Source organism: Bradyrhizobium sp. AZCC 2262 (genome assembly GCF_036924535.1).
In the GTDB taxonomy this organism is placed as follows: domain Bacteria; phylum Pseudomonadota; class Alphaproteobacteria; order Rhizobiales; family Xanthobacteraceae; genus Bradyrhizobium.
This window is the reverse complement of sequence record NZ_JAZHRT010000001.1, coordinates 1,548,246-1,573,429: the sequence shown is the minus strand read 5'-3', so window position 1 is coordinate 1,573,429 and position 25,184 is coordinate 1,548,246. Positions and strand designations below refer to the sequence as shown.

Below are 25,184 nucleotides of genomic sequence, written 5' to 3'. Positions count from 1 at the left end.
ATCCCCATTGTAGTCCCCCCCTGTGAGCCCATATTTTCCGCAAATTTTTTGAATGCGGTGATGCGTGCGTGCAGCGTTTCAACCCTACTCGCCGACAATGCGTTTGAATCGGACTGATTTTGTGGCGAGTCTAGGCGTTCCGTAAGGCATGGTTACCAGGCACGCATTTCGCCCTCAGAAACGCCCGGAAATTGACGTTAGCTCATCACCCCGAAATTGAAAAGTGTTGGCGTTGCAGCCACAGGGGCCTGCGGTGCATCACCCTGCGACGCGATTCAGCGATATCTTGAAGAGATTTTGAATGATGGCGGGGTGGAGGGAATCGAACCCTTATATTCAGCTTGAAAGTCTCCGGAATTTCGTAGCGTTTTCAAGGAACCCTTCCGACATTTCTCGGCGCTTTGGGCGTCTGGGTTCACGACGGAATTTGCTCTTTTGTCGAAATGGCCGACCGCCCCGGGAACGCTAGGCGGCACCGCGAACCGCCAAGCCCAAGTTCATGAACGGCGCGTGACGACGCCGGTCGGCGTGGCAAAACCTTCCATCGTTCTGATCCGCTTCTCGAGCCACCAGCCATACTCCGGCGCCCAATCCTCGAAGCGACGGTTGATGCCAAGTTCGTGCGCCCAATGGTGTGCGATGTTGGGGTTGAACTGCGCCTGGCGGCCAATCGCGATAAGATCGGCCTGCCCATTCTGAAGGATCATCTCCGCCTGCTCCGCCTCGAGAATGATGCCGACGGCCATGGTCGGGATATCAGCCTGTTCGCGAACCCGCTCCGCAAAAGGAACCTGGAATCCGAGGCTGCGCGGCACTTGAGCCGCGGTGGCCGCACCGGAGATGCCGCCCGAGGAGCAGTCGATTACATCCACTCCGCGCACCTTCAGCTCGCGTGCAAAAGCGACCGTATCATCGATATTCCAACCCTCCTGCGTGCCGTCGACGGCCGAGACGCGCAAGAACAACGGCATCGATGCCGGCATTTCCTGGCGCACCGCTTCGACGATCTCAAGCGGCAGACGCATGCGCCCAGCCCGGTCGCCACCATACTCATCATTGCGCGTGTTCGAGACCGGCGACAGAAATGAGGCGAGGAGATATCCGTGCGCGGTGTGGATTTCGATGGTGTCGAATCCGGCGGCAACCGCGCGCTTCGCCGCGGCCGCCCACGTGCCGACCATCGCCTTGCACTCGGCTGTCGTCAGTTGCCGCGGCGTTTGCCAGCCTTTGGCGACCGGCTCGGCCGTGGGTCCGACCGGCTGCCAGACCTTGGCACCGGATTTCAGGTTCTCCTCGGTCAGTGGTCCCATGCCCTGCATCGCGCTCTGCGAGCAGGACTTGCGACCGCCGTGAGCGAGCTGGATGCCGATCGCCGCTCCCTGGCTCCTCATGAACGCGATCAGAGGCTTGAAGCTTTCCACCTGCGCATCGTTCCAAAGGCCGAGGTCACGCTCGTTGATGAGCCCGATCTCCTCGACGGCCGTCGCCTCTACAAAGACGAGCCCAAAGCCGCCCAACGCGTAGCGGCCAAGATGCACGATGTGGAATGTACCGCAGGTATTTCCGGGGTCGCAGCTATAGTGAACCATCGGTGGCACGACGAGACGGTTTTTTATTTCCAGACCTCGAATGGCAAGTGGCTGGAACAGCATTGGCCGTGCGATTTTGCCGCCGTTGATTGATCCCTCAGTCATTCGAGTATCTCCCCACAAATTATCGCCGCGTCATGCCAATATCCCGGAGCACAAGGTCGCTCAACTCGTACAGGACTATGCGCAACCTTTCGCGTTCGCGCCATTCTCGAAACGCAACCCCAATATCCCTTTAGCGAGCGGTAAGGACTCCGCGTCGATGCGGTCGTCCGTCCTGCCCTCGTATTCAGCCTGGAAGTCGGGGAATTCTCGCGATGGCTCAGAACGATCCCACCATCGAGCCGAGCGCAATGACGGCGACCAGTGCTACGAGGGCGCCGACGATGCCGACCATAACGATGTCGCGATAGCTGTCCCGGTGCGTCGATCCGCAGACCGCGAGCAACGTGACTACCGCGCCATTGTGCGGCAGGCTGTCGAGCGTGCCCGAACCGATCACCGCGACGCGATGCAGCAGCGCGGGATCAAGCCCTATCTCCGCCGCGCGCGTCATGTAGGTCGCGCCGAGCGCGTCGAGCGCAATGGTCAGCCCGCCTGACGCCGAGCCTGTGAGAGCCGCGAGCACGTTGGTGGCGACGGCCAGCGACACCAGCGGTCCGCCGCCGATGCCGAGCACGGCGTCGCGCACCACGGCGAAAGCAGGCATCGCCGCCACCACGGCGCCGAAGCCGACCAGGCTCGCCACGCTGATCGCCGGCAATACCGAGGCGTTGGCGCCGGCGTCCATGGTCGCGCGCAGCGCCCGCAGTCGCCGATGGCTGACCGCGAGCACGGTCAGAATCGCGCAGGCAAGTGCTGTGATCACGGCCCACACGCCGCCGACAGCGGCGAGCGACGTCCCGCCCCAGCGGGGTTCGGCGAGAAAGCTTGTGTCGAGTGCCGGCAAGATGAACAACGACATCGCGAGATTGACAATAATCACCACGACGAGGGGCAGCGCGGCGAGCATGGCCGGAGGCGGCACGTCGGTCACCTCGCCATGCACAATCTCCGCCGGATCGAACTCGCGCGCGGTGGTGGCGCGTTCGCGCAGCGTTTCGTCGGTGGCGAGACGGTCGGACGGCATCGGCGCGCCCTCGCCGAAGCCTTCGCCGCTCTTCCTTGCGACCGCCTCCTGGCGATTGAGCCACCACAGGCCGAAGCCGAACATGATCAGCGATGCCAGGATGCCGAGACCGGGCGCGGCAAAGGGCGTGGTGCCGAAGAACGGCATCGGGATCGCGTTCTGGATCGACGGCGTGCCGGGCAGTGCCGACATGGTGAAGGTCGAGGTGCCGAGCACGATGGCCGCCGGCATCAGACGCCGCGGAATGCCGGCCGCACGAAACAGCTCCTGCGCCATCGGCGCCAGCACGAAGAAGGCGACGAACAGGCTGACGCCGCCATAGGTGACGAGCGCGCCGGCGAGCACCACTGCCAGCACCGCCCGCTGCGGGCCGAGCCGTTCGGTCATGAAGTTCGCGATCGCGCCGACTGATCCGCTGTCTTCCATCAGCTTGCCGAACAGCGCGCCAAGCAGAAACAGCGGAAAGAACTGCGCCAGGAAGCCTGCTGCACTGACCATGAAGGTCTGGGTCCAGTGGGCGAGCAGCGGCTCGCGGGAGAACAACGCTGCGATCAAGGCGGCGAGCGGCGCAAGCAGCAGCACGCTCCAGCCCCGGAACGCGAACGCGATCAGAAGGCCGAGCCCGATCAGGATGCCGAGAAGCCCTGACACCGTCATGATCTCAGCATTCCGCCAGCAGCGCGTCGAGATCGGTCGTGGATTGCTTGCCGATATCCTCGCCGTGGGCGTTGAGGAATGCGTCGGCGCTCTTGCGGCCCTCTTCTTTCAGCAGCGAGACGAACGCCCACTCGGCGTTCATCTTCGACGACGCACCGAAGTCCGCGAGCGCGTCGGTCATGATCCGGTGCGTGCGCATTCCGGCCCAGCGCGCGCCCTCGCCGTGTCCGGGGTCCGCCACCTGGCGCAGCAGCGCCATCATGCGCAATTCCTTCATCAGCGGCGAGTTGAAGGAAATCTCGTTGAGCCGGTTGAGGATCTCGTTTGCCGTGCGCGGCGGCTCCGCCCGTTCGCGCGGATTGATCTGCACCAGAATGGTGTCGTGCGCGTCGCTCTCGCGCACCAGCGGCGTCAGCGTCGGATTACCGGCATAGCCGCCGTCCCAGTACGGTTCGCCGTCGATCTCGATCGCATGGAACATGGTCGGCAGGCAGGCCGAGGCAAGCAGGACGTCGGCGGTGATCTCCTTGTTGCGGAAGATGCGGCCGCGGCCGGTGCGCACACTGGTCGCGGTGACGAACAGCCTGATCGGTGCGCGGCCCAGTCGGTCGAAATCGATGCTCTCGTCGAGTATTGAACGCAGCGGGTTGAGACCGAGCGGATTGAGATCATAGGGCGACACCACGCGGGCCATCAGGTCCATGGCGATATAGGCGGGTGACGTGTCGAGCGTCCAGCGGCCCATCAGGCGGTCGAGCGGCGAGCGCTGCAGCGGGCTGAACGCCGCAGCCTGCGACACCCGCCGCCAATAGGCCTCAAGCGCCGCCCGCGCGCCTCCGGCGCCGCCTTGCGTCCATCCGTCCGCCACCAGGGCTGCATTCATCGCACCCGCCGACGTGCCGGAGATCGCCTCGATCTTCAGCCACGGCTCCTCGATCAGCCGATCGAGCACGCCCCAGGTGAACGCGCCGTGGGAGCCGCCGCCCTGCAAGGCGAGGTCCACCAGAACCGGCTCGCGCGCGGTTTCTTCCATCTTCATCCTCCCAGGCCGGAAGTGAAATGACGCCTTAGGTCAGGGCGAGCCCACAATGCCTCGTCTCGACCCTTCGTACGATCGACGCAGCAGCGCGTACAGGCTGCCGCCCGTCGCCGCGCCAAGGAGGTAGGCGACGGCGACCAGCAGCGCGAGCGGCACGCGGGCATTGAAGCTGAGGAAGGACATGGTGACGATCTCGAAGTTCTGCGCCGCGAAGATAGTCGTCGCGGCGGCGAACAGAATGATGACGGCGAGGTAGACCCACCGCATGGGCGCCTCCTGATTGTCGATCAACAACGTGGCGCGCAGTCCGCCGCCGCCACCCTCAACGGCTTCGGCGCAGGCCGAAACCTATTCCGATCCAGCCTGCGCCGGCCATGATGAGGTCGATGCCGAGGAACAGGCCGAGGATATAAAGGCTCGAGACCGGCCAGCGCGCCAAAATCAGGAGACCGAGCAACAGCGTGATCACGCCCGACAGCGCCACCCAGATCCAGGGCGTTTCCCGTTTCATGCTGAAGGCCAGGATGATCCGCATGATGCCCGAGGCCACCAGCGATGCGCCGAGGATGAGGGTGAGCAGCACGGCAGCGAGCAGCGGATTCTCGAACGTGACGAAGCCGGCGACGATGTAGAGCACACCGAGCAGTACCCAGAGCAGGAATTTGCCCCAGCTCTTGATCTGGAAGGCGCTGAACACTTCGGCGACGCCGGCGATGATCATCATCACGCCGACGACGAGCACGCTCGCGACGGTGGCCATCGCGACGCTGCCAAGCGCGATGAACCCGGCGATGAGATAGACTACGCCGAGTGCGATGATCCAGCCCGACTTGGCACGCAGTGGCGCCGTATCCGAGCGGGCCTCGGGATCTGCCACTGTGCCTGAAGTATTGGTCATGACGGCCCTCCGATGTGAAAACCTATCCGACGTTCGTCTCCAAGGGATGGAAGATAATAGCAGAATTGGAAGAGGAATTCAGTCTAATTAACATCCAACGGTTGTCAGATCGAGAACTTGTACTAAGTCACTGAAACTGCTCGGGGTGGGTGAAAGGGAATCGAAACCCTCGTATTCGGCTTGGAAGTCACTGAATTTTCCCAATGTTTTCAAAAACCCTTCTGACATTTCTCAGCTTTTTGGGCGTTTGGGTTCACTGCAGAACTTCTCTTTGTCCGAATGACAATTGCTACCCGGCGTTGGTCCTACCAACCCAACCGGGGCGCCGTACCAACACGCCGGTCTGCCGCCTCATTTCCACGACCGACGACAGCGGATACCACAACCGGAGTGGTCGAGCATGTTCTTCTGCCAGCGTGTGCAGGGATTTAGTGTCCGGCCGATTGCCGGCTCATTTTCTCCAAAAGACCGCGCATCGCGTCGATCTGCTTGCCGAAGCCTGCCCAATCCCCAGATCTCAGCAGCTCCATTGCCCGGTTGTAGCGATCGAGCGCCTCCAGCGCCGTATTTTCCCCAGGGCTCGCACGTGGCATTTCCGTTGCAGCACTCGGCGATGTCGGCGGCGCGTTAGTTTCGATGAAAAGCGCGGACAAGGCCTCAGCAAGCGTCTCTTTCATGACGACATGCTCGCCATAGGCCGCGATCACGCGCTTGAGCTCCGGCAAATGTCCGTGGACCGCGCGCAGATACAGCGGCGATACGTACAGGATCGAATTCTCGATCGGGATCACCAGCAGATTTCCGCGGATCACCCGTGAACCCATCTGGTTCCACAGCGATATCTGCTGGGAAATCTCCGTGTTCTGATTAATGCGCGCCTCGATCTGGAACGGTCCGTAGACGAGCTTCTCCTTGGGAAATTCGTAGACGATCAGCTTGCCATAGTCGGGTGCGTCGCAGCGCGCTGCCAGCCATGCGATCATGTTGTCGCGCCGGCTTGGTACCATGGGGATCATGATGAAGAACTCTGCCTGGGTTTCTCCGGGCAGCCGCATGACAATGTAGTAAGGGACCATCGGCGTCACGCCGCCGTCGCCGGCGGGCTGGCGCGGAAATTGCCAAAGATCCTCGCGGTTATAGAAAACGTCGGCAGATGCCATGTGATAGGTCTGGTAAAGCTGCGCTTGAATCAGGAAGAGATCCTCGGGATAGCGAATATGCTTCTGCAGATCGGGCGGCATGGCCGCGAACGGCTTGAATAACCCCGGAAAGATTCGCTGGAAGGTGGCGGCGATCGGGTCCGCCTGGTCCATCAGATAAAAGTCGACGCTGCCGTTATAGGCGTCGATGACGGCCTTCACGGAATTGCGGATGTAGTTGAGATTGCGGCCGGGCGCAGGCTGCGCAGAGGGAAAATAGTCGCTGGTCGTATAGGCATCCTGGATCCAGAACAGCCGCCCCTCGCTGACGACCAGATAGGGATCGTGGTCGAGGCTCAGGAACGGGGCGATCATGCGTACCCGTTCCCCGATATTGCGCCGGATAATGATCCGGCTGTCGTCGGTGATATAGCTGGAGAGCAGCAGGTTCACGTCGTTGAAGTGGTGGGCGAAGATGATTTTTCGCACCATCCCCGGCAGCGGGATGCCACCGGCACCGTCGTAGGCCGCGTAGACGTTTTCATTCCCCTTCGGATAATCGAATTCCGGCGTGGTGGTCCTGACGAGGACATAGTTGCTCTTCTCTTGTCCATAGTAGATGCGCGGTTCGCGGATTTCGGGGCCGCCGTCCGCAACGGGAGGAATATCCCGCAAGTAAAGCAGCGGAAGCCCTTCAGCGCTCTTGTGCATTACCGGGCTCATCACCGCCCCATTGCCGTGGGTGAACAGCAGGTGGAGGTTGACCCACGTCTGGGCGTTAGGCGGCAGCAGTGAGGATCTGAGCTCGCGTGCCGAGAGCATCACGCTCTGGTAGGCGCCGCGAAGCCAGTAGCGGTCGACATCCAGGTCGCTTAATTTGTAATAGGTGCGTATCTCCTGCAGCTGGGCGTAGGTATCCGCCAGCGGCTGCCCGTCCCACAATCTGATGTTCTCGATAGTCGCCTTGTTGGCTTCGAGTGTCCTGAAGGTCAGGTTCTGTTCGGCAGGAAAGGGCTTCGCCGCGATCCGATCGAGGTTATAGGCTTCCCGGGTCAGGCGGATGCTGCGTTCGATGTAGGGCCGCTCCAGCTCCAGTTCGTTCGGTTTGACGTAAAATCGCTGGAACAACATCGGGACCACGCCGGACAGCAGGAAGGCGCCGCCGAACACGAGCAACATCGCGGCAGTGGGAAGCCGGTAGGTGCGCACCCACAGGTTCGCCCCTGCGGCCAATGCTGCGACGACCGAGAGTCCGATCAGCAACCAGAGGACGGGCAGTTCCACATGGATGTCGGTATAGCTCGCGCCGACCACCACGCCATTGTCTCCGTAGAGCAGCAGATAGCGGTCGAGGGCGTAGGACCATGCCTTGACGGCAAAGAAGCAGCCGAGCAGCGCCGAGCCGTGGACAACCGCTGCCGGCGATATCGACCATCGCTGGGCCCGGCATTCGATGTCGCCGTGCACCCAATAGACCAGCCCCGCGAGGAGCGCGCTCATGAAGAGCGTGAGCATTGCCCAGTTCTTGATGGCGATATAGGCGGGAAGAGAAAACAGATAGAAACCAATGTCCTTGTCGTACAACGGATCGTTCGCGCCATATGGCACGTGATAGAGGAACTGCAGAATAATGCTCCAGTTGCCGAACTCCCAGGAGGCGGCAAGCAGCGCGGCTAATCCGGCGCTGCCGCCGATGGTGAGGGACCATGGTAACCGGTCGCGTATGAATTCAAACAGATCGGGCGGCGTCGGTGTGGTCGCGAGCTTCCAGTCGAACGCGGTAGGAAACCGGACTCGTTGCCGTCGGGTAAAGTGAAGTGCGAGCCGTGCGTTCGCCCACACGATGACGGCAGTTGCCGCGAAGACGACTAAAAAGACTCCGGCTTTCGCGCCGATCGACGTCCAGAAAACCTGCGAATAGCCGATTGCAGAGAACCACATCCAGTCGACCAGGAAGTCGCCGACGATCGCGAGAAGGATCAGGCAAATTCCGGCGAAGACGGCAGTCACAACCAGCCCGACCACGGCGTTTCGCCCTGGTGGCTTCCGTTCGGGCCCGGTAATCCCGATCGTCATGAACGCATTATAGCAGAACGAGAACGCGGCGGCGCCCGTCGTGGGGCTTCGCGTCTGTTTTTTTGCGTCTCCCGTCCTACATAAGGACAGAGGCGCGCATCACCTTACGCGCGCCTGAATCGGGAGAGCGCGCCATGAGCTGTGATCTCACGACGCTGTGGTGTCTGTGTGCCTTCACAACGATCGGAGGGATATGCGGAGTCAGCGCGGGTGAGGATCGCGGCAGGAGCGCTTGTCATGACCGATTTCGCCGGCCTTGAAGCCCGTTTCGGCGCGGGAAATTATGCACCATTGCCGGTCACGATCGTCCGCGGGGCCGGAATCTACGTGTGGGACGAGGCTGGTCGACGCTACATCGACATGATGGGAGCCTATTCGGCAGCGAGCTTTGGCCATTGCCACCCGCGTCTCGTCAAGGCGTTGACCGATCAGGCGCAGCGTCTGGATACGATCTCGCGCGCTTATTTCAGCGACCGGCTGGGACCTTTCCTCGCCAGGGCTTGCGAGCTGACCGGTATGGACGCCGCGCTGCCGATGAACAGCGGCGCGGAAGCCGTCGAGACGGCGCTCAAGGCGGCACGTAAATGGGCCTACAAGGTCAAGGGTGTGCCGTCCGGTCGAGCCGAAGTCATTGCTGCGGAGGGAAATTTCCACGGCCGTACCATCTCGATCATCGGTTTTTCTTCGGTGGCCCAATATCGCGACGGCTTCGGGCCGTTTCCGCCTGGCTTTAAGCTCGTGCCGTTCGGCGACGCATCGGCGCTCGCCGCAGCCATAACCCCTGACACCGCGGCCTTTCTGGTCGAACCGATCCAGGGCGAAGGCGGGATCAACGTGCCGCCATCCGGATATCTCGCGGAAGCGGCGCGAATCTGCAAAGCGAACAACGTGCTACTGCTGTGCGACGAGATCCAGAGTGGTCTGGGACGCACCGGTCGTCTGTTGGCGTGTCAGCATGAAGGCGTAACGCCCGACGGTCTGATGCTCGGCAAGGCGCTCGGCGGGGGGATGTTGCCGGTTTCTCTTTTTCTCGCCCGTCGCGAGGTCATGCAGGTTTTCACGCCTGGCGATCACGGCAGCACGTTCGGAGGCAACCCGATTGCATCAGCGGTCGGATTGGCCGCACTCGATACCCTGATCGAGGAGCGATTGATTGAACGTGCCGCGACTGTCGGCGCGCATCTACTCGATCGGCTCTATTCGATCAAAAATCCGATCATTCGCGAAGTGCGCGGTCGCGGTCTGTTCGCCGGGGTCGAGTTACACCACAACATGGCAAGCGCCGGTACGGTGATCACGCGCCTGCTTCAGGCGGGAGTGCTGACCAAAGATACCCACCGGAACACGATACGCTTTGCGCCCCCCTTGATTATCGACGAGCAGCAAGTGGATTGGGCGGTAGACCGATTGACCGAAGTACTGGACGAGATCGCCGCATCGACGGTTCAGGCTTAGCGGCCTCCGAGGTGGCCAGGCCCGCTCCGATCCACTCCCGGCGCCGTGAGAGAATTCCCGCGTGAACTTACGAATCTGAGACATGGTGGCAACAAGCGGGCGCACCGTCACCGTATTCGGCGGAACTGGATTTCTCGGCCGCCACATCGTTCGACGTCTGCGCCATCGCGGATTTCCGGTTCGAATTGCGTCAAGGCATCCGGATCGGGGACATAGTCAGTTTGGCCCTGACGATCCGCAACTTCAATCCGTTGAGGCCAATGTTCACGACGAGCGATCGGTCGCGGATGCGCTTGCCGGCGCTTACGGCGTTGTAAATGCGGTCAGTCTTTACGTCGAGCGCGGACAGGGCACTTTTCATTCCGTTCACGTCGAGTCTGCCCAACGAGTGGCCGTGCAAGCGCGCCGGGCCGGTGTCGAACGGCTTGTTCATGTTTCAGGAATTGGCGCGGATGCCGCGTCACCATCGCCGTACACCCGAAAGCGTGGCGAAGGCGAACTGGCGGTCCGGGCCGCCTTCCCCGATGCAACTTTCATCCGACCGGCGGTGATGTTCGGATCGGACGATGCGTTTCTCACGACCATCCTCACGCTGCTCCGCCGGCTTCCAATCTATCCGATGTTCGGCCGCGGCCTGACCAGATTGCAGCCGGCCTATGTGGAGGATGTCGCCGAGGCGATTGGCCGGATCATGCAGCGAGCGGAGAGGCCTTCAGCGATCTTCGAGTTCGGCGGCCCTCGCGTCTACTCTTACGAGGAGCTTCTCAGGGTCGTTGCGCTCCAGGCTGGCGTTGCGCCCCACCTGATTCCAATCCCGTTCGCGCTTTGGCACGCACTCGCATGGGCCTCCGAAATGCTCCCTGGTCCGCGCCTCACTCGCAATCAAGTGGAACTGATGCAGATCGACACCGTGTCGTCGCCGGAGTTGCCTGGATTTTCTGAACTTGAGATTTCGCCGCTCCCCGTCGAGGCAACACTTCAGAGGATGCTATCGAATAGCCTTTGAAAGAGGCTCCTCGGTTAATCCGCGCCAACGCGTGACAGGCTCACGCACTGCATCCGCTGAAGCAGCCGGGTTTGTCAGAATGAGATCCGGCCTCGCGCTAAATCATTGAAAGCATTGGAGCGGGTGAAGGGAATCGAAACCCTCGTATTCGGCTTGGAAGGCTCCGAAATTTCGCAATCTTTTCAAGAGCCGTTCCGACATTTCGCAGCTTTTTTGGGCGACTGAGATCATCACCGAACTTCTCTTTGTCGGAATGGCGACTATCACCCATGCGTTCATTCCTTGCGCTAGATCACAAGCCGAACCAGGCAGCCTGTCGCCGCGCTCTCAATGGCTCGGGAGCTGAACCGCGAGGCTCATCGCATCGTCGCGAGTTGGATCGCGAGCGCGCACGCCCGGTCGTACTCGTCGAGATTGATCCACTCGTCGATCGTGTGCGGCTCGTTCTGCCCCGCGCCGAAGGTCACCGTCGGAACGCCGTGGCGGACCATCCAGTTTGCATCCAACCCGCCATTCGCGGCGCGGATGGTCGGTGTTGCGCCGATGCCGGACACTGCCGCGACCGCGCGCTTGACCACGGGCAGGCTCTCCTTCATGCGGAACGGATAATAGTCGGTCTCGGCCTTGAACTTGACGCGGCCCGACTTGCCATCGCTGTTCTTCACGCTCTTTGCGGCCTTCTCGAATGCAGCCTTGTAGGCTTTCGTAATCTCCTTGAAGAACTTGCTGTCGTGGCTGCGGCTTTCGCCGCGCACGTGCACATAGTCGGTGACAACATTGGTGGCGTCCCCGGCCGGCCGGCCGTCGCCGCCGGTGACGGGACCGACATTGCTCGTGCCCTTCAGCTTGCGCTTCACCACCTTGCCGAACCAGCCACCGGCCCTCACATCGGCGAGCGCAAGCGCCAGGATCATGGTCGAACTGATCCCGCGCTCCGGTGCGACGCCGGCGTGCGAGGCGCGGCCGAAAATCTCGACCTGCCAGCGATCCGCGCCAACGGCGCCGATCGTGACATTGGAGGCCGAGCCGCCGTCGTAATTGAAGGCCATGACCGGCGAGCCGAGCTCAGCCGTCTTGACGTGGCGCGCTCCCCATAGCCCGCTCTCCTCCCGCACGCAGAACAGAAGCGTGATCGGCGGATGATCCAGGTTTTGTTTCGCAAGCTCGGCCGCCAGCGTCACGAGAACGCCACAGCCGGCGCGGTTGTCGCCGCCGAGCGCGGTCTTCGCCTCATTGACGATCTTGCGCCCCGCAAGCTTCGGCTTCGCTCCGGCACACAGCGGCACGGTGTCCATGTGGGTCATGAACATGATCCGCGGCTGGTTGTGCATTGCGCCTCGGCCGGGCAGATCGACAATGAGGTTCCCGGTCTCCGTCGGCACCGGAATGCGTGTGTTGGCGTCGTCAAGGCGGATCGCGGTCGCCGGCACGCCACTTTCCTGCAACGCCGCGCTGAGCTCGCGTCCTATCGCTGCCTCCTTTCCGGTCACTCCCTCGACAGCGAGGAAGCGCATGAGGCGATCGGTGGCGGTTTTGACGTCGATGGGCATGACGATCCCTTGATGTGGCTTGCGGAGCTTGTGAGCATCGTTCGAGACGCGTTGCTGCGCAAGACCCATAAGGAAGAGTTGCCGACATGCCAAAATTGACGCGATTGACCCCAAGCGGTCACTTGCGATTTAAAGACCAATTGGTCTATATATTAGCAATGAGCCACCAAACCCCAGTCCGGTTGCCCCGCGGGCGCCCCCGAAGTTTCGACGTGGAAGCCGCTGTCGAACGTGCGATGGGTGTGTTCTGGTCGCGCGGCTATCACGCTACGGCGCTCCCGGACCTTCTTCGTGCGACGAAGCTCTCGCGTGGCAGCCTTTACGCCGCTTTCGGTGACAAGCACTCGCTCTTCCTGCGTGCGCTTGATCGCTACATTGCCGATGCGCTGGCACGGATGGATATCGAATTCGACCCCCGCAGAGAGCCGCTCGACGGCCTGCGGGCCTATCTCGCCGGCTACGTTGACCGCACGAGCGGTGCCAATGGTCGGCGCGGATGTCTGCTGGTGGCCACAGCCATGGAACTGGCTGGCCAGGATGCTGAAGTTGGTCGTCGCATCGCGAGCTTTTTCAAAGCCATGGAGGCCAGGGTGGCGGATGCACTTTCCCGTGCGAAGACGGCGGGCAAGTTGGCCGATGGTGTTGAGCCTTCAAGCGCCGCCCGAATTCTCGTCTGTTTCGTCGAGGGGCTGCGAGTGGTCGGCAAAACAGCACCGTCACGGATCACATCGCAAGCCACCGCTGACGCTCTTCTCGACCGCTTCATGAGGTGAACAACCCATATCAGGTAAACGACTCCTGTACGCCTCCGCCATTGGCGCGCCGATATCTAGACTGATCGGTCTTGAAAGGAAGAATGCCATGTCTGTCATCCAGATTGTCTGCGCGGTGGCCGTCCCCTTGCTCTGGGGTTATCAGTTCGTGGCTATCAAAGTGGGCGTTACGGAGTTTCCGCCTCTTTTCTTCCTCGCACTGCGCTTCCTGGCCATCGCGCTGCTGCTTGTTCCGTTCGTCAAAAGGCCCACGCGTCAAGAGTTCGGCCCCATCGCGGCTATTTCGATTTTCCTTGGTGGACTGAACTTTGGGCTCTTCTATGTTGGCCTTGGGCTCGGCTCGGGAAGCATGTCGGCCGTCGCATATCAGCTCGCCACACCCTTCACCGTCCTGTTAGCCTGGCCCCTGCTCGCGGAGAGGCCGTCTCTCACCACATCCGCCGGAGTGGTGCTTGCATTCGTCGGCGTGGTCGTGCTGGCCGCGGAGCCTGGCCTGTCGGCAAACGCGTTTCCGTTGCTGCTTGTGGTCGGGGCAGCCTTCGCATTCGCGGTATCCAACGTCTTGACGAAACGCTACGGCCCTTTTGATCCGCTGATGTTGATGGGGTGGTCGTCGCTGCTCACCGTGCCGCAGGTCATGTTGATGTCGTTGCTCCTTGAATATGGACAACTGGCGAGCCTCGTCACGGCGGATGAACGTGGTTGGCTGGCACTCGCCTACACCGTTTTCATCGGAGGAATTGTCGGGTTTGGCCTGTGGTTCTGGCTGATCGCCCGTTGCTCCATGGGCCGCGTCGCACCCTTCGGCCTGCTGCTTCCGGTGTTCGCCTTGATTTCGAGCGTGCTGTTCCTTGGCGACCGCATGACCCCAAAATTGATAGTCGGTGGGCTGCTCGCGATCTCCGGCGTCGCCATTACACAAGTAAGACCGGGCGCTCGACCAATTTGAACCCGGAAGTCGCGTCGTGGCGCTTCGAGCAGTGTCTTTCCGATGAGGTCCCACGCCCGGGTGCCGCCGGCCGTGATCAAAGCATTGTTCCGGTCCAGACGAAGCGAACGCTACTGAAACGCGCCGCTATGGCATCGCGGAGTTCAGCTAACCCATCGGCAGGACCGCAGGCCAGGGTGTCCTGATGATGAATTCGCCTTCGGTATCATCAATCATTGAACTTTGGCCGCAAAGCATCACGTGAAATTTGCGTGTGATATCGTATCATGTGCAACCTTTCGAACGGTTCGTTATTCCCGAACTGAGCCACTCATTTCAGTTCGGGGCGGCAAACAGACGATCGGAGGCTTACATGCGTTTCCTTGCGGCAATCGGTGCTTTGGCGATCGTGGTCGGCATTGGCTGTGCGGCCTTTTTCTTCGGCGGCTATTATAGCGTCGCCGGGACGACAGAAGATCCCGCCGCCGTCACATGGGCTCTGACCCGGGTGCGGACCGCGTCGATCAATCGCCACGCCAACGATAACCCGCCGGCCTCGTTTGGCGACGCCGCGATGGTACAGGCTGGCGCCAAAGCTTATGCCAGTTTCGGCTGCGCGACCTGCCACGGCGCGCCAGGCGTCAAATGGCTGAAGTTCTCGGAAGGGCTACATCCCGATCCTCCGGACCTGAAGGAAGTCGCCGGTGGGCTCTCCCCTGCCCAACTATTCTGGGTGATCAAGAACGGCATCAACATGACGGGCATGCCCAGCTTCGCGGAGGCTGGCGCCCGGGATGACGAGATCTGGTCGATTGCGGCATTTGTCAAGAAATTGCCGAGCGTTTCCGACGCCGACTACAAGACCTGGACCGCGTCGGCCGAACCCAAGCAATAGGCCGTTCTAGCGCGGCAGCTCAGCTCCCTTGCCTCTGCCGGAGATAACGACGACGCCACCGGCGATGGCGGCCAGCACCGCCCAATAGCCGTAGCGGTAGTCGGACGCCACGCCCACGGCTGAGAAGCTCAGCACATAAATCGTCGCCGAACCGCAAACACCCAGTGCGAAGGCCGCTTCGCGGAAGCCACTGCGCCGCCAGCTCAAGCAACAAACGATGATGCAGGCCAGAAGCCAAAAGCCGACGCGAAGAAAAGGCGTAGGTTTGAGCACGTCGTGTGCCGAGACCATCGCGTTGAACGCAGCTCGATCGGCAAAGACCTTCTTCGTCGGATGTTCAACATCGGCCGTCCACATCGTCAGATTGTCGGCGGCGAGAAAATTCCACATGAAGGCCGAGCGGTGCTGCAAATAGGCAATCGGGTGATGGAGGATTGCTGCCAGCCAGGCCCGAGATATCGCCGGGGTACCGAACAAGCCTTTTTCACGTTCGACCTTGCCCATCACGAAATCGCAGGGCTCGAGCCGCCAATAGATGTCCCATTGCGTCGGCTGGTAACATCTATTGAGCAGCATCGCGTTTTCCGATTCGCTCCAGTCGACGGGAAACTGGTTCACTTTCGAGAAGTGGCTGATGCCGCCGAGATCGAAGATCATGATCGTTTGCAGCGGATGCTGTCGTTTCGCGTCCAGGATACCGTAGTAAACGAGCTGCACGATGCCAAAGAGACCAATCGCGGCCGGAACGCAGAGAATAGCCGCTTTGCGCAGCGAGACCCGCGACAGCCAAACAATATAGGCAATGAGTATCGGTGCAGCCAGCAAGGCGTTCGGCCTCAGCAAGACCCCGAATATAACCAACACAAGCGCCAGCACCTGCCCGGTCAGCCTGATCGGAGACGGACGTTCAGACACCGCGAACGCGGCGGTGGCGGCAAGCAACCAGCACGTTGCAAACAGGACGTCCCGCCAGATGATCCCGGCAAGAGACAGAGCCGGCGGCGTCATTGCCAGCAGGGGCAACAGCAACGCGCTGCCCTTGCCGCGGGATGCGAGCGCAAGCGAGAGGACGCCAAACCCCAGCCAGTAGGTCGTGGCAAACAGCAGGAACATGCTGCCGGCGCCGGGAGCGATCGGATCGATCAGGGCCCACAGCCAGACCATGACCGGCGACTGCCAATCGCCCATCGTGCCCTTGGCGATATCTTCATAGACGAATTTGGCGTCGTAGGTCATCACGCCGGGATAGAAGATCAACAGCGTCAAGCCGAAACCTGCAGCGAGCAGTACGGCGACAGAGATCATCAGCAGCCGCGGCTGCAACAGCAGTCGATCAGGCCGCGACGGCATAGATGTCTCCGGAATTTGCCGCCTGCGGCAACTCGATCAGCCAACGCGCGATGTCCTGCGCATCCATCCACTCCCCGATCAGCGTCTGGCTTTCCCCAAGGGCCGCGTTGAAGCGTCTGTAACCCATCGCCGAACACCGCTCGATGCAGGCAAGCCCCACGTCGCGCTGGATGGTGGTGAACTCAAACGAAAGCGCGCGCACCGCCTGGGACAAGCCTGACAGCGCCTCCGCCTCAAAGCCTTCGACATCCAGCTTGATGAACGCGGGAACGCCATGTTTGGCAATCAATGCATCCAGTGTGGTGACCGCGACGTCGATTGCCTCGCTCCAGCGCTGGGTTTCCCAACCGGGCGCGCCGTGCGCGGCTTCAACAAACGCCGGAGAGACCGACGACACTGTCGGGTTATCGACATTGATCAGCATGCGCGCCCTGCCCGGCTCGCGTCCGACCGCCAGCGCCTCGATCGCAACAGATTTGCTGCGCCCATAGAGCAGCCTGAGGGCCCTCACCATCGACGGCTGCGGCTCGACGGCGACGACGCGCGCACCGAGCCGATGGAACGAAGCAACGCGATCGCCGACATGTGCGCCGACGTCGAATACCAGATCGCCAGGCCGGACGAAGTTGCCATGGAGTCGGTCCATAGCCGCAGCCCGCCTCTTGTCTCCGTAATAGATGCGAAACGACCTGATGGTGGCACGCGCGGTCCTGACGGGGCCGGGCATTGTCTAGACCGAGCTTGTCAGAGGCGGCTGGCTCTCTGAGTTGATCGCGGGCGATGCCAACGCCAGAAGTTCCTGCGGGGTTGCCGTCTCCTCGGGAACCCGGCCGATACCGATACGGGTTGCAAGACCGCCGAGCGCAGGCCAGGCTGTCACCATCGCAAAGGGAGCCGCCAGGGCCGGCCCGCCAGCCAGCAGGAGAATGTACGGCAATGCCCACGGCTGGCTTGCCAGCACGAGGCCGAGCGAGATGCATCCCACGAGGGTCTGCGGCCAAAGATCATGCAACGCCAGGGTCAAGGGCACCGCGTGGTTATCGCGGACCTGCCCCATCCAGTTGATCTCACGATTGAACAGCAGGCCAAAGAGAAAGATCGTGTGACTGATCCAGAGGATCGGACACAGGACGATCGAGTACATGGTTTCGATGACGAAATTGACGGCGAACCGGCCCGCGCCGCCAAATGCGCGGCGCTCCTCCGGCGAGAGCAGGACGTCGAGAGCGCCCGCGATCTTCGGCGAGAACCACATCACGAGCACCCAAATCAGCAACGCGCCGCCGGCATCGGCGCGCATGATCGTGGAGGGATCGTCACACCGTACGAGCGCGATCGTCGCAAGGGCGAGCAAGCCGATCCAGGCCGGGGAGCCGATGAACATCAGGATCGCGAGTACCAGCTGATAGCGGCTGACCGGCCGGAGGTTCGGCAGCAACAGAAATCGCCAGTACTGCATGTTGCCCTGACACCAGCGCAGGTCGCGACGCATGAACTCCAGCAGTGTCGGTGGACTTTCCTCCCAGCCGAGGTCTTCCCGCGGCATCACGCGCACATGATAGCCGGCGGAGCGCATCAGCGCCGCCTCGATCTGGTCGTGACTGAGGATATGCCGCTCCTCCTCGCCGCTCCCGGACAACAACGGAAGCTGGCAGTGCTTTATGAACGGTTCAAGCCGCAGGACAGCGTTGTGTCCCCAATAGGGGCCGCAATCCGACTGCCACCACGCGCTTCCGATCGTGTAGGAGCGCATGCCGAGCCGCATGCCGAACTGAAAGATGCGGGCGAACAAGCTCGTTGACGGCAGCCCCACAACCAGGCCCTGCAGGATACCGAGCCTGGGATCGACCTGCATGATCCGGACCAGCCGGATAATCGCGTCCGCCGACATGAAGCTGTCGGCATCGAGCGTGACCGCGAGCTCGTGGCGGCTTCCCCAGCGCTCGCAAAACTCGCGGATATTGCCGGCCTTGAAGCCGACGTTCACGGTGCGACGCCGATAGCTGACGGCGATGCGATCGCGCCAGCTTGCGATCAACTCCGAAAATAGCGCTTCCTCCCTGACCGCAAGATCGGCATCGTTGGTATCGCTGAGGAGGTAAAGGTGGAAGCGCTCACCGTAGCCAGAGGCGTGGATTCCCTCGAGCATCGGCTCCAAATTACGGATGATACGGAGCGGCAGCTCGTTGCGAACGCAAAGCAGGATTGCCGTCGACGCTGTCACGGGTTGGTCATCGCCGATCAGGCCGGCCGCGGGCAGTACCGCAGCCACCGGATCGACGGAAAAGCGCATGATAATGAAGCCGATCACGGCATTCGAGAAGCCCGCAACCATCCACGGCAAAATGACGGCGAACAGGACCAGCGCCGCAAGATCGAGGATTCCAAATCCGCCGGGCGTCAACGCCAACGCGGCGAGCCATAGCGATCCCGCCATGGTGACCAAAAACAGGACAGCGAAAATCGCCCGCCTGGCGAACATTCTCGTGTCGGCGGCTTCGGCTTGTATCATGGCGGGGCGGTGTGCTTTGTGGCAGGAAAGGTTATGACTTCTCATTCGCCCGCGGGCAATGCAGATTACCGCTTATAACACGTCGAGCCGCCGGGAATTCCAGTTCGAGACCGAAGAAAATGGATGCTAGTGCGAGTGCCGATATTGCCTTGGCTCTTTGGTATCGCGGCCCCGGACAGGTCGAACTCCGCCAAGAAGCCATAGCACCGCCCGTCGCAAGCGAAGTACGGGTGAAAACCCTCTATAGCGCGATCAGCCGCGGCACTGAATCGCTCGTGTTTGGCGGGCGTGTACCTGTGGGCGAATTCGAGAGGATGCGCGCGCCGTTCATGGCCGGCGGTTTTCCCTTTCCCGTCAAATACGGCTACGCCGCCGTAGGACGGATCGAGAATGGCGGCGATGCCTTGCAAGGCAAGAGCGTCTTTGCGCTCCACCCGCACCAGACCGCATTCAACATCCCCGCAAACGCCGCCGTGGCGCTTCCGGATGATGTGCCGCCACTCCGCGCGGTGCTGGCGGCCAACATGGAAACCGCGCTTAATGGCGTGTGGGACGCCGCACCGGGACCAGCCGATCGCATCGCCGTCATCGGGGCCGGCGTGGTCGGCTCGCTTGTCGCCTATCTGTGCGGGCAGATCTCCGGTACGGACGTCACGCTCGTCGACATCAACTCCAGCCGATCGGAATTAGCAGGAAAGCTCGGGGTTGGTTTCGCAGAGCCCGGAAACGCGAAAGCCGATTGCGATCTCGTCGTTCACGCCAGCGGCTCGCCCGATGGATTGCGGACGGCACTCGAACTGGCCGGAGACGAGGCGACTGTGCTCGAAATGAGCTGGTATGGTGACGCGGCAGTGACCGCCATGCTTGGAGGCCCGTTCCACAGCCGCCGGCTTCGGCTCGTATCGAGCCAGGTCGGACGCATCGCGCCATCGCACCGTCCGCGCTGGACACACAGCCGCCGCCTCGCGGCCGCGGTTGCGCTGCTCAGTGATCCAAGGCTCGATGCATTGCTGGCGCCAGCCGTTGCGTTCGGCGATTTGCCGAAGCGATTGCCAGGAATTCTCGACGCTGGTAGCGGGATACTATGCCAACCCGTCATCTATTCGTAAGGAGCTGCCTTGTTCACCGTCGAAGTTCGCGACCACATCATGATCGCTCATTCCTTTAAGGGCGCGGTTTTTGGACCAGCGCAGAGCATGCACGGCGCCACATTCGTGGTAGATGCCGCCTTCATCGCCGAGAGCCTCGACAACAATGGAATTGTGATCGATATCGGCCGTGCACACGATGCGCTCAAGGCGGTCCTGGCGCCGCTCAACTACCGCAATCTCGACGACGTGCCCGAATTCAAGGGTAGCAACACCACGACGGAATTTCTGTCCAAACATATCTTCGACGGCCTGGCAAAGCCGGCCCGCGCCGGCGAGCTCGGCCGTCCCGGACGGGAGCTCAAGGCCCTGCGCATCACGCTCTCCGAGTCGCACCTCGCGCGCGCGCAATATGAGGCGCCCTTGTGGTGAAGCGCGTCGTCTTCGCGGTGCCAGGCAGTCTCGATACGCCGACCGGTGGCTACGCCTATGACCGGCGGATCGTGGCCGAACTCCGGCAATTGGGATGGGACGTCGAATGTCTCAACGTCGGCGAAGGATTTCCTTCGCCGGATAAGGCAACCCAATCTGCCGCGCGATCCCTTCTGTTGAAGGTACCGGACGGCCAACCGATCGTGGTGGACGGCCTGGCATTGGGAGTCCTGCCAGACGTTGCGGGGGAAGTTGCAAGCCGGCATCCGTTACTCGGGCTGGTTCATCACCCCCTCGCACTGGAATGGGGGCTGTCAGCCGAACGAGCCGATGCGTTGCATCGCAGCGAGCAGGCTGCCTTGGCTCTGGCGCGCGAAGTCGTCGTAACGAGCCCTGCGACCGCAAAACTTGTCGCTTCCGACTATGGCGTACCGGCCGAGCGCATCACTGTGGCAAGGCCCGGCAGCGATCCGGCGCCGCGGTCTTCGGGAAGCCGAAACGAAGTGCCGCATTTGCTGTCCGTTGGCGCCGTGGTGCCCCGCAAGGGATTCGAAGTACTCGTTGCCGCTCTGGCGACATTGGTTGAGCTTCCGTGGCGGCTGACGATTGTCGGAGATCTCACCCGCGATCCGAATGAAGCGGCAAGGCTTCAGGCCAGCATATCCCAACACAAGCTTACCGGCCGAATCGCGGCGCTTGGCGCCGTACCTTCCAAACGTCTTGCGGGACTATATGACGAGGCCGACTTGTTCGTTCTCGCCTCCCATTTCGAGGGATATGGAATGGCCTACGCCGAGGCATTGTCGCACGGTCTGCCTGTGATCGGCACGACGGCGGGCGCTATCCCGGATACTGTTCCGCAGGAAGCGGGCTTGCTGGTAGCCCCCGGCGACGCGGGTGAACTGGCCGGAGCCCTGCGCCGGGTGATCGCTGACGCCGAACTGCGCCGCCGCCTCTCGGACGCGGCATCGGCGGCGGCGCGGACGCTGCCCACCTGGCAGCAATCCGCAGCGATCTTTGCGACCGCACTGGAGAAGCTTGCATGAGCGGCTTCTCTGCCGAATGGCTGGCCTTGCGCGAAAGCTATGACTTGCGCGCTCGCAATCCGATCGTGCTCGAGGCGGTGGCCAACCTGTTCAAGTCGCACGACGCAGTAAGCGTCGTCGATCTCGCCTGCGGCGCCGGCTCCACCGTCCGCGCGCTCAGTTCGCACTTGCCGGCACGGCAACACTGGGATCTCGTGGACACCGATCAGCGCCTGCTGACTTTGGCGTGCAGCGGAAAGTCAATCGGCGATGTCAGGCTGAATGCCGTTCCACTCGATCTCAGCGGCAATTTCGAAGCGGTGCTCGACAGCACGAAAGAGTTGATAACGATCTCGGCACTGCTCGATCTGGTCTCCGAAACCTGGTTGGATCGCTTTGCCCGCACTATCGTCGCGCGCACGTTGCCGGTCTATGCAGCGCTGACCTATGACGGCCGCGTCGACCTCTCCCCCGCCGATCCCCTCGATGCGACGATCGCGTCCGCGGTGAATGCCCATCAGCATACCGACAAGGGCTTTGGGCCGGCGCTGGGGCCTTCGGCTGCCGCTGCGGCCGTATCCATGTTCGAGGCGCTCGGGTATTCGGTAGTTCACGGCAGCTCGGATTGGCTGATCGGAACAGCCGACCAGGAAATCCAGCTTGAACTGCTGGCCGGATGGGCTACTGCCGCGAGGGAAGTCGAAGCGCTACCGCATTGCGATATCGACGATTGGCTGGCAAGACGGAAGGACGAGGTCGGCGCACGCGCTTCGACGATGCGCGTGGGTCATGTCGATCTTTTTGCAACGCCGATTGCGACCCGCTGACCAGACAAGTCGCAATCGAACAGAACATCGTCCTCGATCTTGTGCACGCGGACCGGCATCCGGTGGGCCTGATCGGCCCGTTCGAGCGGCGGCAAATCGATCCCAGGGCCTCCCGCGCCCAACATGACGGGCGCCACGTTGACATGCAATCGATCGAGACATCGTGCCGCGATAAAGCGCGACACGGTATCAGCACCGCCCTCAATCAAGATCCGGCGCATCCCTGCGGCGGCCAGCGACGCGACGATGGCGGACGGTGCAATGTTGCCGTCCTCCGCAGGCAAGGTGATGGCCTCAACGCCGGGGGGCGGTGTGGCCCGCGAGCCATCTGCCGTAATGAACAGACGGCGAACACCATCGTCGGCGAACAGCTTTGCATTTGCTCCCAGGCGCCCTCTCGGATCGATAACGGCACGCGCTGGCTGTGGACCCGCGACTTGTCTGACCGTCAATTGCGGATTGTCCGCCAGCGCCGTTCCAACTCCGACCACGACAATGTCGACCAGCGCGCGCAGCCGGTGCAGATGGTCGATGCCGGCCGGACAGTTGATGTACTTTGAGTGGCCCGTCGCCGTCGCGACGCGACCATCGAGCGATTGGCCGACCTGCCCAACAACCACGAGATCGTCCACCGTCCCGGTGCACAACGGGCCGAACAGATCCGCCCAGGCTTGCGGCAGGGGTTGCTGGCCACTACGAAAACGCTCGACAAAGCTCTCCCACGTATCGGGAAAGGCAAATTTGCGGGTGGGGAAATTGCCAAGCTGCACGGCAGAATTCGGTTCTCGCGAGTTATCAATGATACTATCGGCCACTCGATCTTAAAAATCCATCTGATTTCTGTCGGAATGATTCAGGACTTTCGGTGTTCCACGAAGGCGCCCAGTAAAAGAAAGTCCCGCAATGAACGCCGCGCACTCTCCTGTAATCTCTGCCCTGTTTGGCAACGAGGCACACCCCAGCGTTAGTCGCGCTTTGGGCGAACTGCAAGCGCGAAGGCCAATTCGTGTTAACGCCGCTGGCGAGGTATTGTTCGTTTTGCCCGTGGAGGGCCTTGACGACCAGAAGGCTGCGCGAATTTGCGGCGCTGTGCGGCCCGAATGCGCCGGAGCTGATCGTGACACAGCAACGAGCACGCGCCATCGGGATTGAGTCATCGACGCCAATGGCACTGCCGCTTTCCGCGGAGGCCCGTACGAGCGATATCTTCGCCCTCGCTGCCGACGGCGAAACCAGGAGCCAAGTCGTGAACCTGCAATGCTTCTATTTGCGCTGAGCTGTATCATGGCTGGCATGGACAGTCGTTGACATGTCCGGCCGCGCACTGCGCTTCGATGACCGTGCGTTGCGATTTCTGATCGTTGGCGCAGGCCTGGGTTGGTCCGTCGCATTCCCTGTCATCGCACTTTTCCATCAGCTCGAGCTCTATGGCGACGGCGCGATGTTTTCGTATGCTGTCGCGGTCCGGGATGTTTGGGCCTTCCATTGGCATAACATCTCTGGCCGAACGTCCGTCTTCCTGTTGACCCTGTTGCCCGCCGAAGCACTCGTCCGAATCACGGGCAATCCGTGGGCTGGAATCATCGCCTATGGGCTGCTTTTCTATCTATCTCCATTGATGGGGCTGGCCGTAACCTACGCGAGCGACCGCTCGCCCGGCCGCATCATCTTCGTCTATGCGTGCGGGTCGACAGCCCTGCTCTGCCCGCTGATCTTCGGCTTTCCCACGGAGATGTGGCTCGCCCACGCGATATTCTGGCCCGCGCTGGCGCTGAGCCACTATGCGAAACCGACCAGTGCCGGGACCTTGCTGGTGTTTGCCGCGTGGCTCCTGCTGGCGTTCACGCACGAAGGAGCCCTGGTGTTGCTCCTGGTCATCGCAGCAACGCTGACGCCGCGTGGATTATCGAGCGCAACTTTCGTGCGCGCAGCAATCAACTTGACAATCATTGTGACACTGGCCGCAGCAGCGAAGCTCGCTCTTCCGCCCGATGATTATTACGCCGACGCATTCTCGCGGGCTGCACTGCACTTCTTCGATCTCGAAATCTTCAAAGTAGGGCTGGTCCTGGTATTGCTGACGGCGGTCATCGGCTACGGCGCGATGCTTATATCGTTGTCAATATGGCTGCCGAGAGGGGCTTGCATTTTCGCTCTCGGACTCTTGCTCGGATTGCTGTCCATCTACTTGCTGCGTTTCGATCATTCCATCCATGCGAGCAGCCGCTACTATTTGCGGACCGCGCTGGTCATCGCCACACCCCTGCTCGGCGCGTTGGCGGCCATAACGGCCATGGCCAGAGAAGGGATCGTTCTCAATCGACCAGCGAGGCTGCGGCACGCCCTGATCTCGCCCCGTGACGGGACGCTGTGCGCCCTTGTCTCGATCTTTCTCGTGGTGAACTTGATTCATGCGATCGAAACCGGGAAATTCGTAGCGTCATGGATGGATTATCGCGATGCAATTGCGGGGCTGGCGATGGGGAGCAAGTCCGACCCTGCGCTCGGTGACCCACGTTTCGTCTCAGCCGAGCGGATTTCGCCAACTCTCGCACCCCTGTCGTGGTTCTCGACTATCCCTTATCTGTCGATCATTCTCTCGAACTTCTCGCCAAACCGGCTGGTCATCGATCCCGCTGGAAATTACTTCTGGCTATCCTGCGGAACGGCAACAAGGAACAAGGATGCGGAGCTTGCCGTCCCGGTGCAGACCCGCGAATTGGTCCGGGTTTATTCGTGCCTGCATCGATAAACCCGGGACGCTGTCCATGAGATCGCCAATGTCCCAACAATCAGGCATACCATCGAGACCACCC

The 25,184-nt window shown here is 61.6% G+C and carries 22 protein-coding genes; 10 read left to right on the top strand and 12 right to left on the bottom strand.

From position 1 onward, the window contains the following. Window positions 1–497 precede the first annotated feature (497 nt). From V1283_RS07345 to V1283_RS07315, 7 genes are all read right to left on the bottom strand, one after another. The gene (locus V1283_RS07345; RefSeq protein WP_334385763.1) at window positions 498–1,694 is read right to left on the bottom strand and encodes an NADH:flavin oxidoreductase/NADH oxidase; all 1,197 of its coding nucleotides are present in this window, start codon (window positions 1,692–1,694) and stop codon (window positions 498–500) included. Window positions 1,695–1,713: 19 nt separating this feature from the next. Then, window positions 1,714–1,818, bottom strand: a complete 105-nt coding sequence (locus tag V1283_RS44580; protein WP_442895846.1) for a DUF1127 domain-containing protein — start codon at window positions 1,816–1,818, stop codon at window positions 1,714–1,716. A 93-nt stretch (window positions 1,819–1,911) separates the two neighbouring features. Then, on the bottom strand, window positions 1,912–3,375 hold the full coding sequence (locus V1283_RS07335) for a GntP family permease (protein ID WP_334385762.1): 1,464 nt from the start codon (window positions 3,373–3,375) through the stop codon (window positions 1,912–1,914). Window positions 3,376–3,379: 4 nt separating this feature from the next. Next, a complete protein-coding gene (locus V1283_RS07330; protein WP_334385761.1) occupies window positions 3,380–4,408 on the bottom strand; it encodes a patatin-like phospholipase family protein in 1,029 nt (342 codons plus the stop codon). Between the two features lie 39 nt (window positions 4,409–4,447). Then, window positions 4,448–4,681 (bottom strand): hypothetical protein, encoded by a 234-nt coding sequence (locus tag V1283_RS07325; RefSeq protein WP_334385760.1) that lies wholly within the window; start codon window positions 4,679–4,681, stop codon window positions 4,448–4,450. 55 nt (window positions 4,682–4,736) lie between these two features. Continuing rightward, the gene (locus V1283_RS07320; RefSeq protein WP_334385759.1) at window positions 4,737–5,312 is read right to left on the bottom strand and encodes an HdeD family acid-resistance protein; all 576 of its coding nucleotides are present in this window, start codon (window positions 5,310–5,312) and stop codon (window positions 4,737–4,739) included. Between the two features lie 428 nt (window positions 5,313–5,740). Beyond that, the gene (locus tag V1283_RS07315) at window positions 5,741–8,527 is read right to left on the bottom strand and encodes a UPF0182 family membrane protein (RefSeq protein WP_334385757.1); all 2,787 of its coding nucleotides are present in this window, start codon (window positions 8,525–8,527) and stop codon (window positions 5,741–5,743) included. Between the two features lie 237 nt (window positions 8,528–8,764). On the opposite strand from V1283_RS07315, the gene rocD reads away from it, so the two are divergent. Together rocD and V1283_RS07305 are read left to right on the top strand one after the other, a co-directional pair. Beyond that, the gene (rocD, locus tag V1283_RS07310; RefSeq protein ID WP_334385756.1) at window positions 8,765–9,982 is read left to right on the top strand and encodes an ornithine--oxo-acid transaminase; all 1,218 of its coding nucleotides are present in this window, start codon (window positions 8,765–8,767) and stop codon (window positions 9,980–9,982) included. Window positions 9,983–10,064: 82 nt separating this feature from the next. After that, window positions 10,065–10,988, top strand: a complete 924-nt coding sequence (locus V1283_RS07305; RefSeq protein WP_334385755.1) for a complex I NDUFA9 subunit family protein — start codon at window positions 10,065–10,067, stop codon at window positions 10,986–10,988. A 356-nt stretch (window positions 10,989–11,344) separates the two neighbouring features. Here V1283_RS07305 and V1283_RS07300 read toward each other — a convergent pair whose 3' ends face one another. Further along, complete coding sequence (locus tag V1283_RS07300) at window positions 11,345–12,538, bottom strand: M20/M25/M40 family metallo-hydrolase (RefSeq protein ID WP_334385754.1); 1,194 nt, start codon at window positions 12,536–12,538, stop codon at window positions 11,345–11,347. A gap of 158 nt (window positions 12,539–12,696) precedes the next feature. Here V1283_RS07300 and V1283_RS07295 point away from each other — a divergent pair, with 158 nt between their 5' ends. The 3 genes from V1283_RS07295 to V1283_RS07285 all read left to right on the top strand — a co-directional run bounded on the left by V1283_RS07295 (window position 12,697) and on the right by V1283_RS07285 (window position 15,134). Further along, entirely contained in the window at window positions 12,697–13,311 is a 615-nt protein-coding gene (locus tag V1283_RS07295) for a TetR/AcrR family transcriptional regulator (RefSeq protein WP_334392980.1), read from the top strand. An 88-nt stretch (window positions 13,312–13,399) separates the two neighbouring features. After that, on the top strand, window positions 13,400–14,260 hold the full coding sequence (locus V1283_RS07290) for a DMT family transporter (RefSeq protein WP_334385753.1): 861 nt from the start codon (window positions 13,400–13,402) through the stop codon (window positions 14,258–14,260). A 352-nt stretch (window positions 14,261–14,612) separates the two neighbouring features. After that, window positions 14,613–15,134, top strand: a complete 522-nt coding sequence (locus tag V1283_RS07285; protein ID WP_334385751.1) for a c-type cytochrome — start codon at window positions 14,613–14,615, stop codon at window positions 15,132–15,134. A 6-nt stretch (window positions 15,135–15,140) separates the two neighbouring features. On the opposite strand, the gene V1283_RS07280 is transcribed toward V1283_RS07285, so the two are convergent. The 3 genes from V1283_RS07280 to mdoH form a co-directional block, all read right to left on the bottom strand. Next, window positions 15,141–16,484: a hypothetical protein gene (locus V1283_RS07280; RefSeq protein ID WP_334385750.1), complete on the bottom strand. Its 1,344-nt coding sequence runs from the start codon at window positions 16,482–16,484 to the stop codon at window positions 15,141–15,143. Next, on the bottom strand, window positions 16,468–17,130 hold the full coding sequence (locus tag V1283_RS07275; RefSeq protein WP_334385749.1) for an FkbM family methyltransferase: 663 nt from the start codon (window positions 17,128–17,130) through the stop codon (window positions 16,468–16,470). The genes V1283_RS07280 and V1283_RS07275 overlap by 17 nt, the downstream gene beginning before the upstream one ends. Before the next feature lie 84 nt (window positions 17,131–17,214). After that, a complete protein-coding gene (gene mdoH, locus V1283_RS07270) occupies window positions 17,215–19,041 on the bottom strand; it encodes a glucans biosynthesis glucosyltransferase MdoH (RefSeq protein ID WP_334385748.1) in 1,827 nt (608 codons plus the stop codon). Between the two features lie 185 nt (window positions 19,042–19,226). Here mdoH and V1283_RS07265 point away from each other — a divergent pair, with 185 nt between their 5' ends. From V1283_RS07265 to V1283_RS07250, 4 genes are read left to right on the top strand one after another with little or no spacing between them, the layout of a single operon-like run. Continuing rightward, window positions 19,227–20,105, top strand: a complete 879-nt coding sequence (locus tag V1283_RS07265; protein WP_334385747.1) for a zinc-dependent alcohol dehydrogenase — start codon at window positions 19,227–19,229, stop codon at window positions 20,103–20,105. 9 nt (window positions 20,106–20,114) lie between these two features. After that, window positions 20,115–20,516, top strand: coding sequence for a 6-pyruvoyl trahydropterin synthase family protein (locus V1283_RS07260; protein ID WP_334385746.1), 402 nt, complete (start codon window positions 20,115–20,117; stop codon window positions 20,514–20,516). After that, window positions 20,513–21,562: a glycosyltransferase family 4 protein gene (locus V1283_RS07255; protein WP_334385745.1), complete on the top strand. Its 1,050-nt coding sequence runs from the start codon at window positions 20,513–20,515 to the stop codon at window positions 21,560–21,562. The genes V1283_RS07260 and V1283_RS07255 overlap by 4 nt, the downstream gene beginning before the upstream one ends. After that, complete coding sequence (locus V1283_RS07250) at window positions 21,559–22,368, top strand: SAM-dependent methyltransferase (RefSeq protein WP_334385744.1); 810 nt, start codon at window positions 21,559–21,561, stop codon at window positions 22,366–22,368. The genes V1283_RS07255 and V1283_RS07250 overlap by 4 nt, the downstream gene beginning before the upstream one ends. Here the strand turns inward: V1283_RS07250 and V1283_RS07245 are convergent. Continuing rightward, on the bottom strand, window positions 22,329–23,138 hold the full coding sequence (locus V1283_RS07245) for a RibD family protein (RefSeq protein ID WP_334385743.1): 810 nt from the start codon (window positions 23,136–23,138) through the stop codon (window positions 22,329–22,331). The two genes, V1283_RS07250 and V1283_RS07245, sit on opposite strands and share 40 nt — an antisense overlap. Window positions 23,139–23,677: 539 nt before the next feature. Here V1283_RS07245 and V1283_RS07240 point away from each other — a divergent pair. Continuing rightward, entirely contained in the window at window positions 23,678–25,120 is a 1,443-nt protein-coding gene (locus V1283_RS07240; protein ID WP_334385742.1) for a hypothetical protein, read from the top strand. Window positions 25,121–25,184 lie beyond the last annotated feature (64 nt).

What these genes read in the sequence shown, in the direction of transcription:
- V1283_RS07320 (WP_334385759.1), bottom strand. Translation starts at nt 5,312, where the DNA reads ATGACCAATACTTCAGGCACAGTGGCAGATCCCGAGGCCCGCTCGGAT.
- V1283_RS07285 (WP_334385751.1), top strand. Translation starts at nt 14,613, where the DNA reads ATGCGTTTCCTTGCGGCAATCGGTGCTTTGGCGATCGTGGTCGGCATT.
- V1283_RS07280 (WP_334385750.1), bottom strand. Translation starts at nt 16,484, where the DNA reads ATGCCGTCGCGGCCTGATCGACTGCTGTTGCAGCCGCGGCTGCTGATG.
- V1283_RS07305 (WP_334385755.1), top strand. Translation starts at nt 10,065, where the DNA reads ATGGTGGCAACAAGCGGGCGCACCGTCACCGTATTCGGCGGAACTGGA.
- V1283_RS07275 (WP_334385749.1), bottom strand. Translation starts at nt 17,130, where the DNA reads ATGGACCGACTCCATGGCAACTTCGTCCGGCCTGGCGATCTGGTATTC.
- V1283_RS07250 (WP_334385744.1), top strand. Translation starts at nt 21,559, where the DNA reads ATGAGCGGCTTCTCTGCCGAATGGCTGGCCTTGCGCGAAAGCTATGAC.
- V1283_RS07290 (WP_334385753.1), top strand. Translation starts at nt 13,400, where the DNA reads ATGTCTGTCATCCAGATTGTCTGCGCGGTGGCCGTCCCCTTGCTCTGG.
- V1283_RS07300 (WP_334385754.1), bottom strand. Translation starts at nt 12,538, where the DNA reads ATGCCCATCGACGTCAAAACCGCCACCGATCGCCTCATGCGCTTCCTC.
- V1283_RS07335 (WP_334385762.1), bottom strand. Translation starts at nt 3,375, where the DNA reads ATGACGGTGTCAGGGCTTCTCGGCATCCTGATCGGGCTCGGCCTTCTG.
- rocD (WP_334385756.1), top strand. Translation starts at nt 8,765, where the DNA reads ATGACCGATTTCGCCGGCCTTGAAGCCCGTTTCGGCGCGGGAAATTAT.
- V1283_RS07325 (WP_334385760.1), bottom strand. Translation starts at nt 4,681, where the DNA reads ATGCGGTGGGTCTACCTCGCCGTCATCATTCTGTTCGCCGCCGCGACG.
- V1283_RS07295 (WP_334392980.1), top strand. Translation starts at nt 12,697, where the DNA reads ATGAGCCACCAAACCCCAGTCCGGTTGCCCCGCGGGCGCCCCCGAAGT.
- V1283_RS07345 (WP_334385763.1), bottom strand. Translation starts at nt 1,694, where the DNA reads ATGACTGAGGGATCAATCAACGGCGGCAAAATCGCACGGCCAATGCTG.
- V1283_RS07315 (WP_334385757.1), bottom strand. Translation starts at nt 8,527, where the DNA reads ATGACGATCGGGATTACCGGGCCCGAACGGAAGCCACCAGGGCGAAAC.
- V1283_RS07330 (WP_334385761.1), bottom strand. Translation starts at nt 4,408, where the DNA reads ATGGAAGAAACCGCGCGCGAGCCGGTTCTGGTGGACCTCGCCTTGCAG.
- V1283_RS07240 (WP_334385742.1), top strand. Translation starts at nt 23,678, where the DNA reads ATGTCCGGCCGCGCACTGCGCTTCGATGACCGTGCGTTGCGATTTCTG.
- mdoH (WP_334385748.1), bottom strand. Translation starts at nt 19,041, where the DNA reads ATGAGAAGTCATAACCTTTCCTGCCACAAAGCACACCGCCCCGCCATG.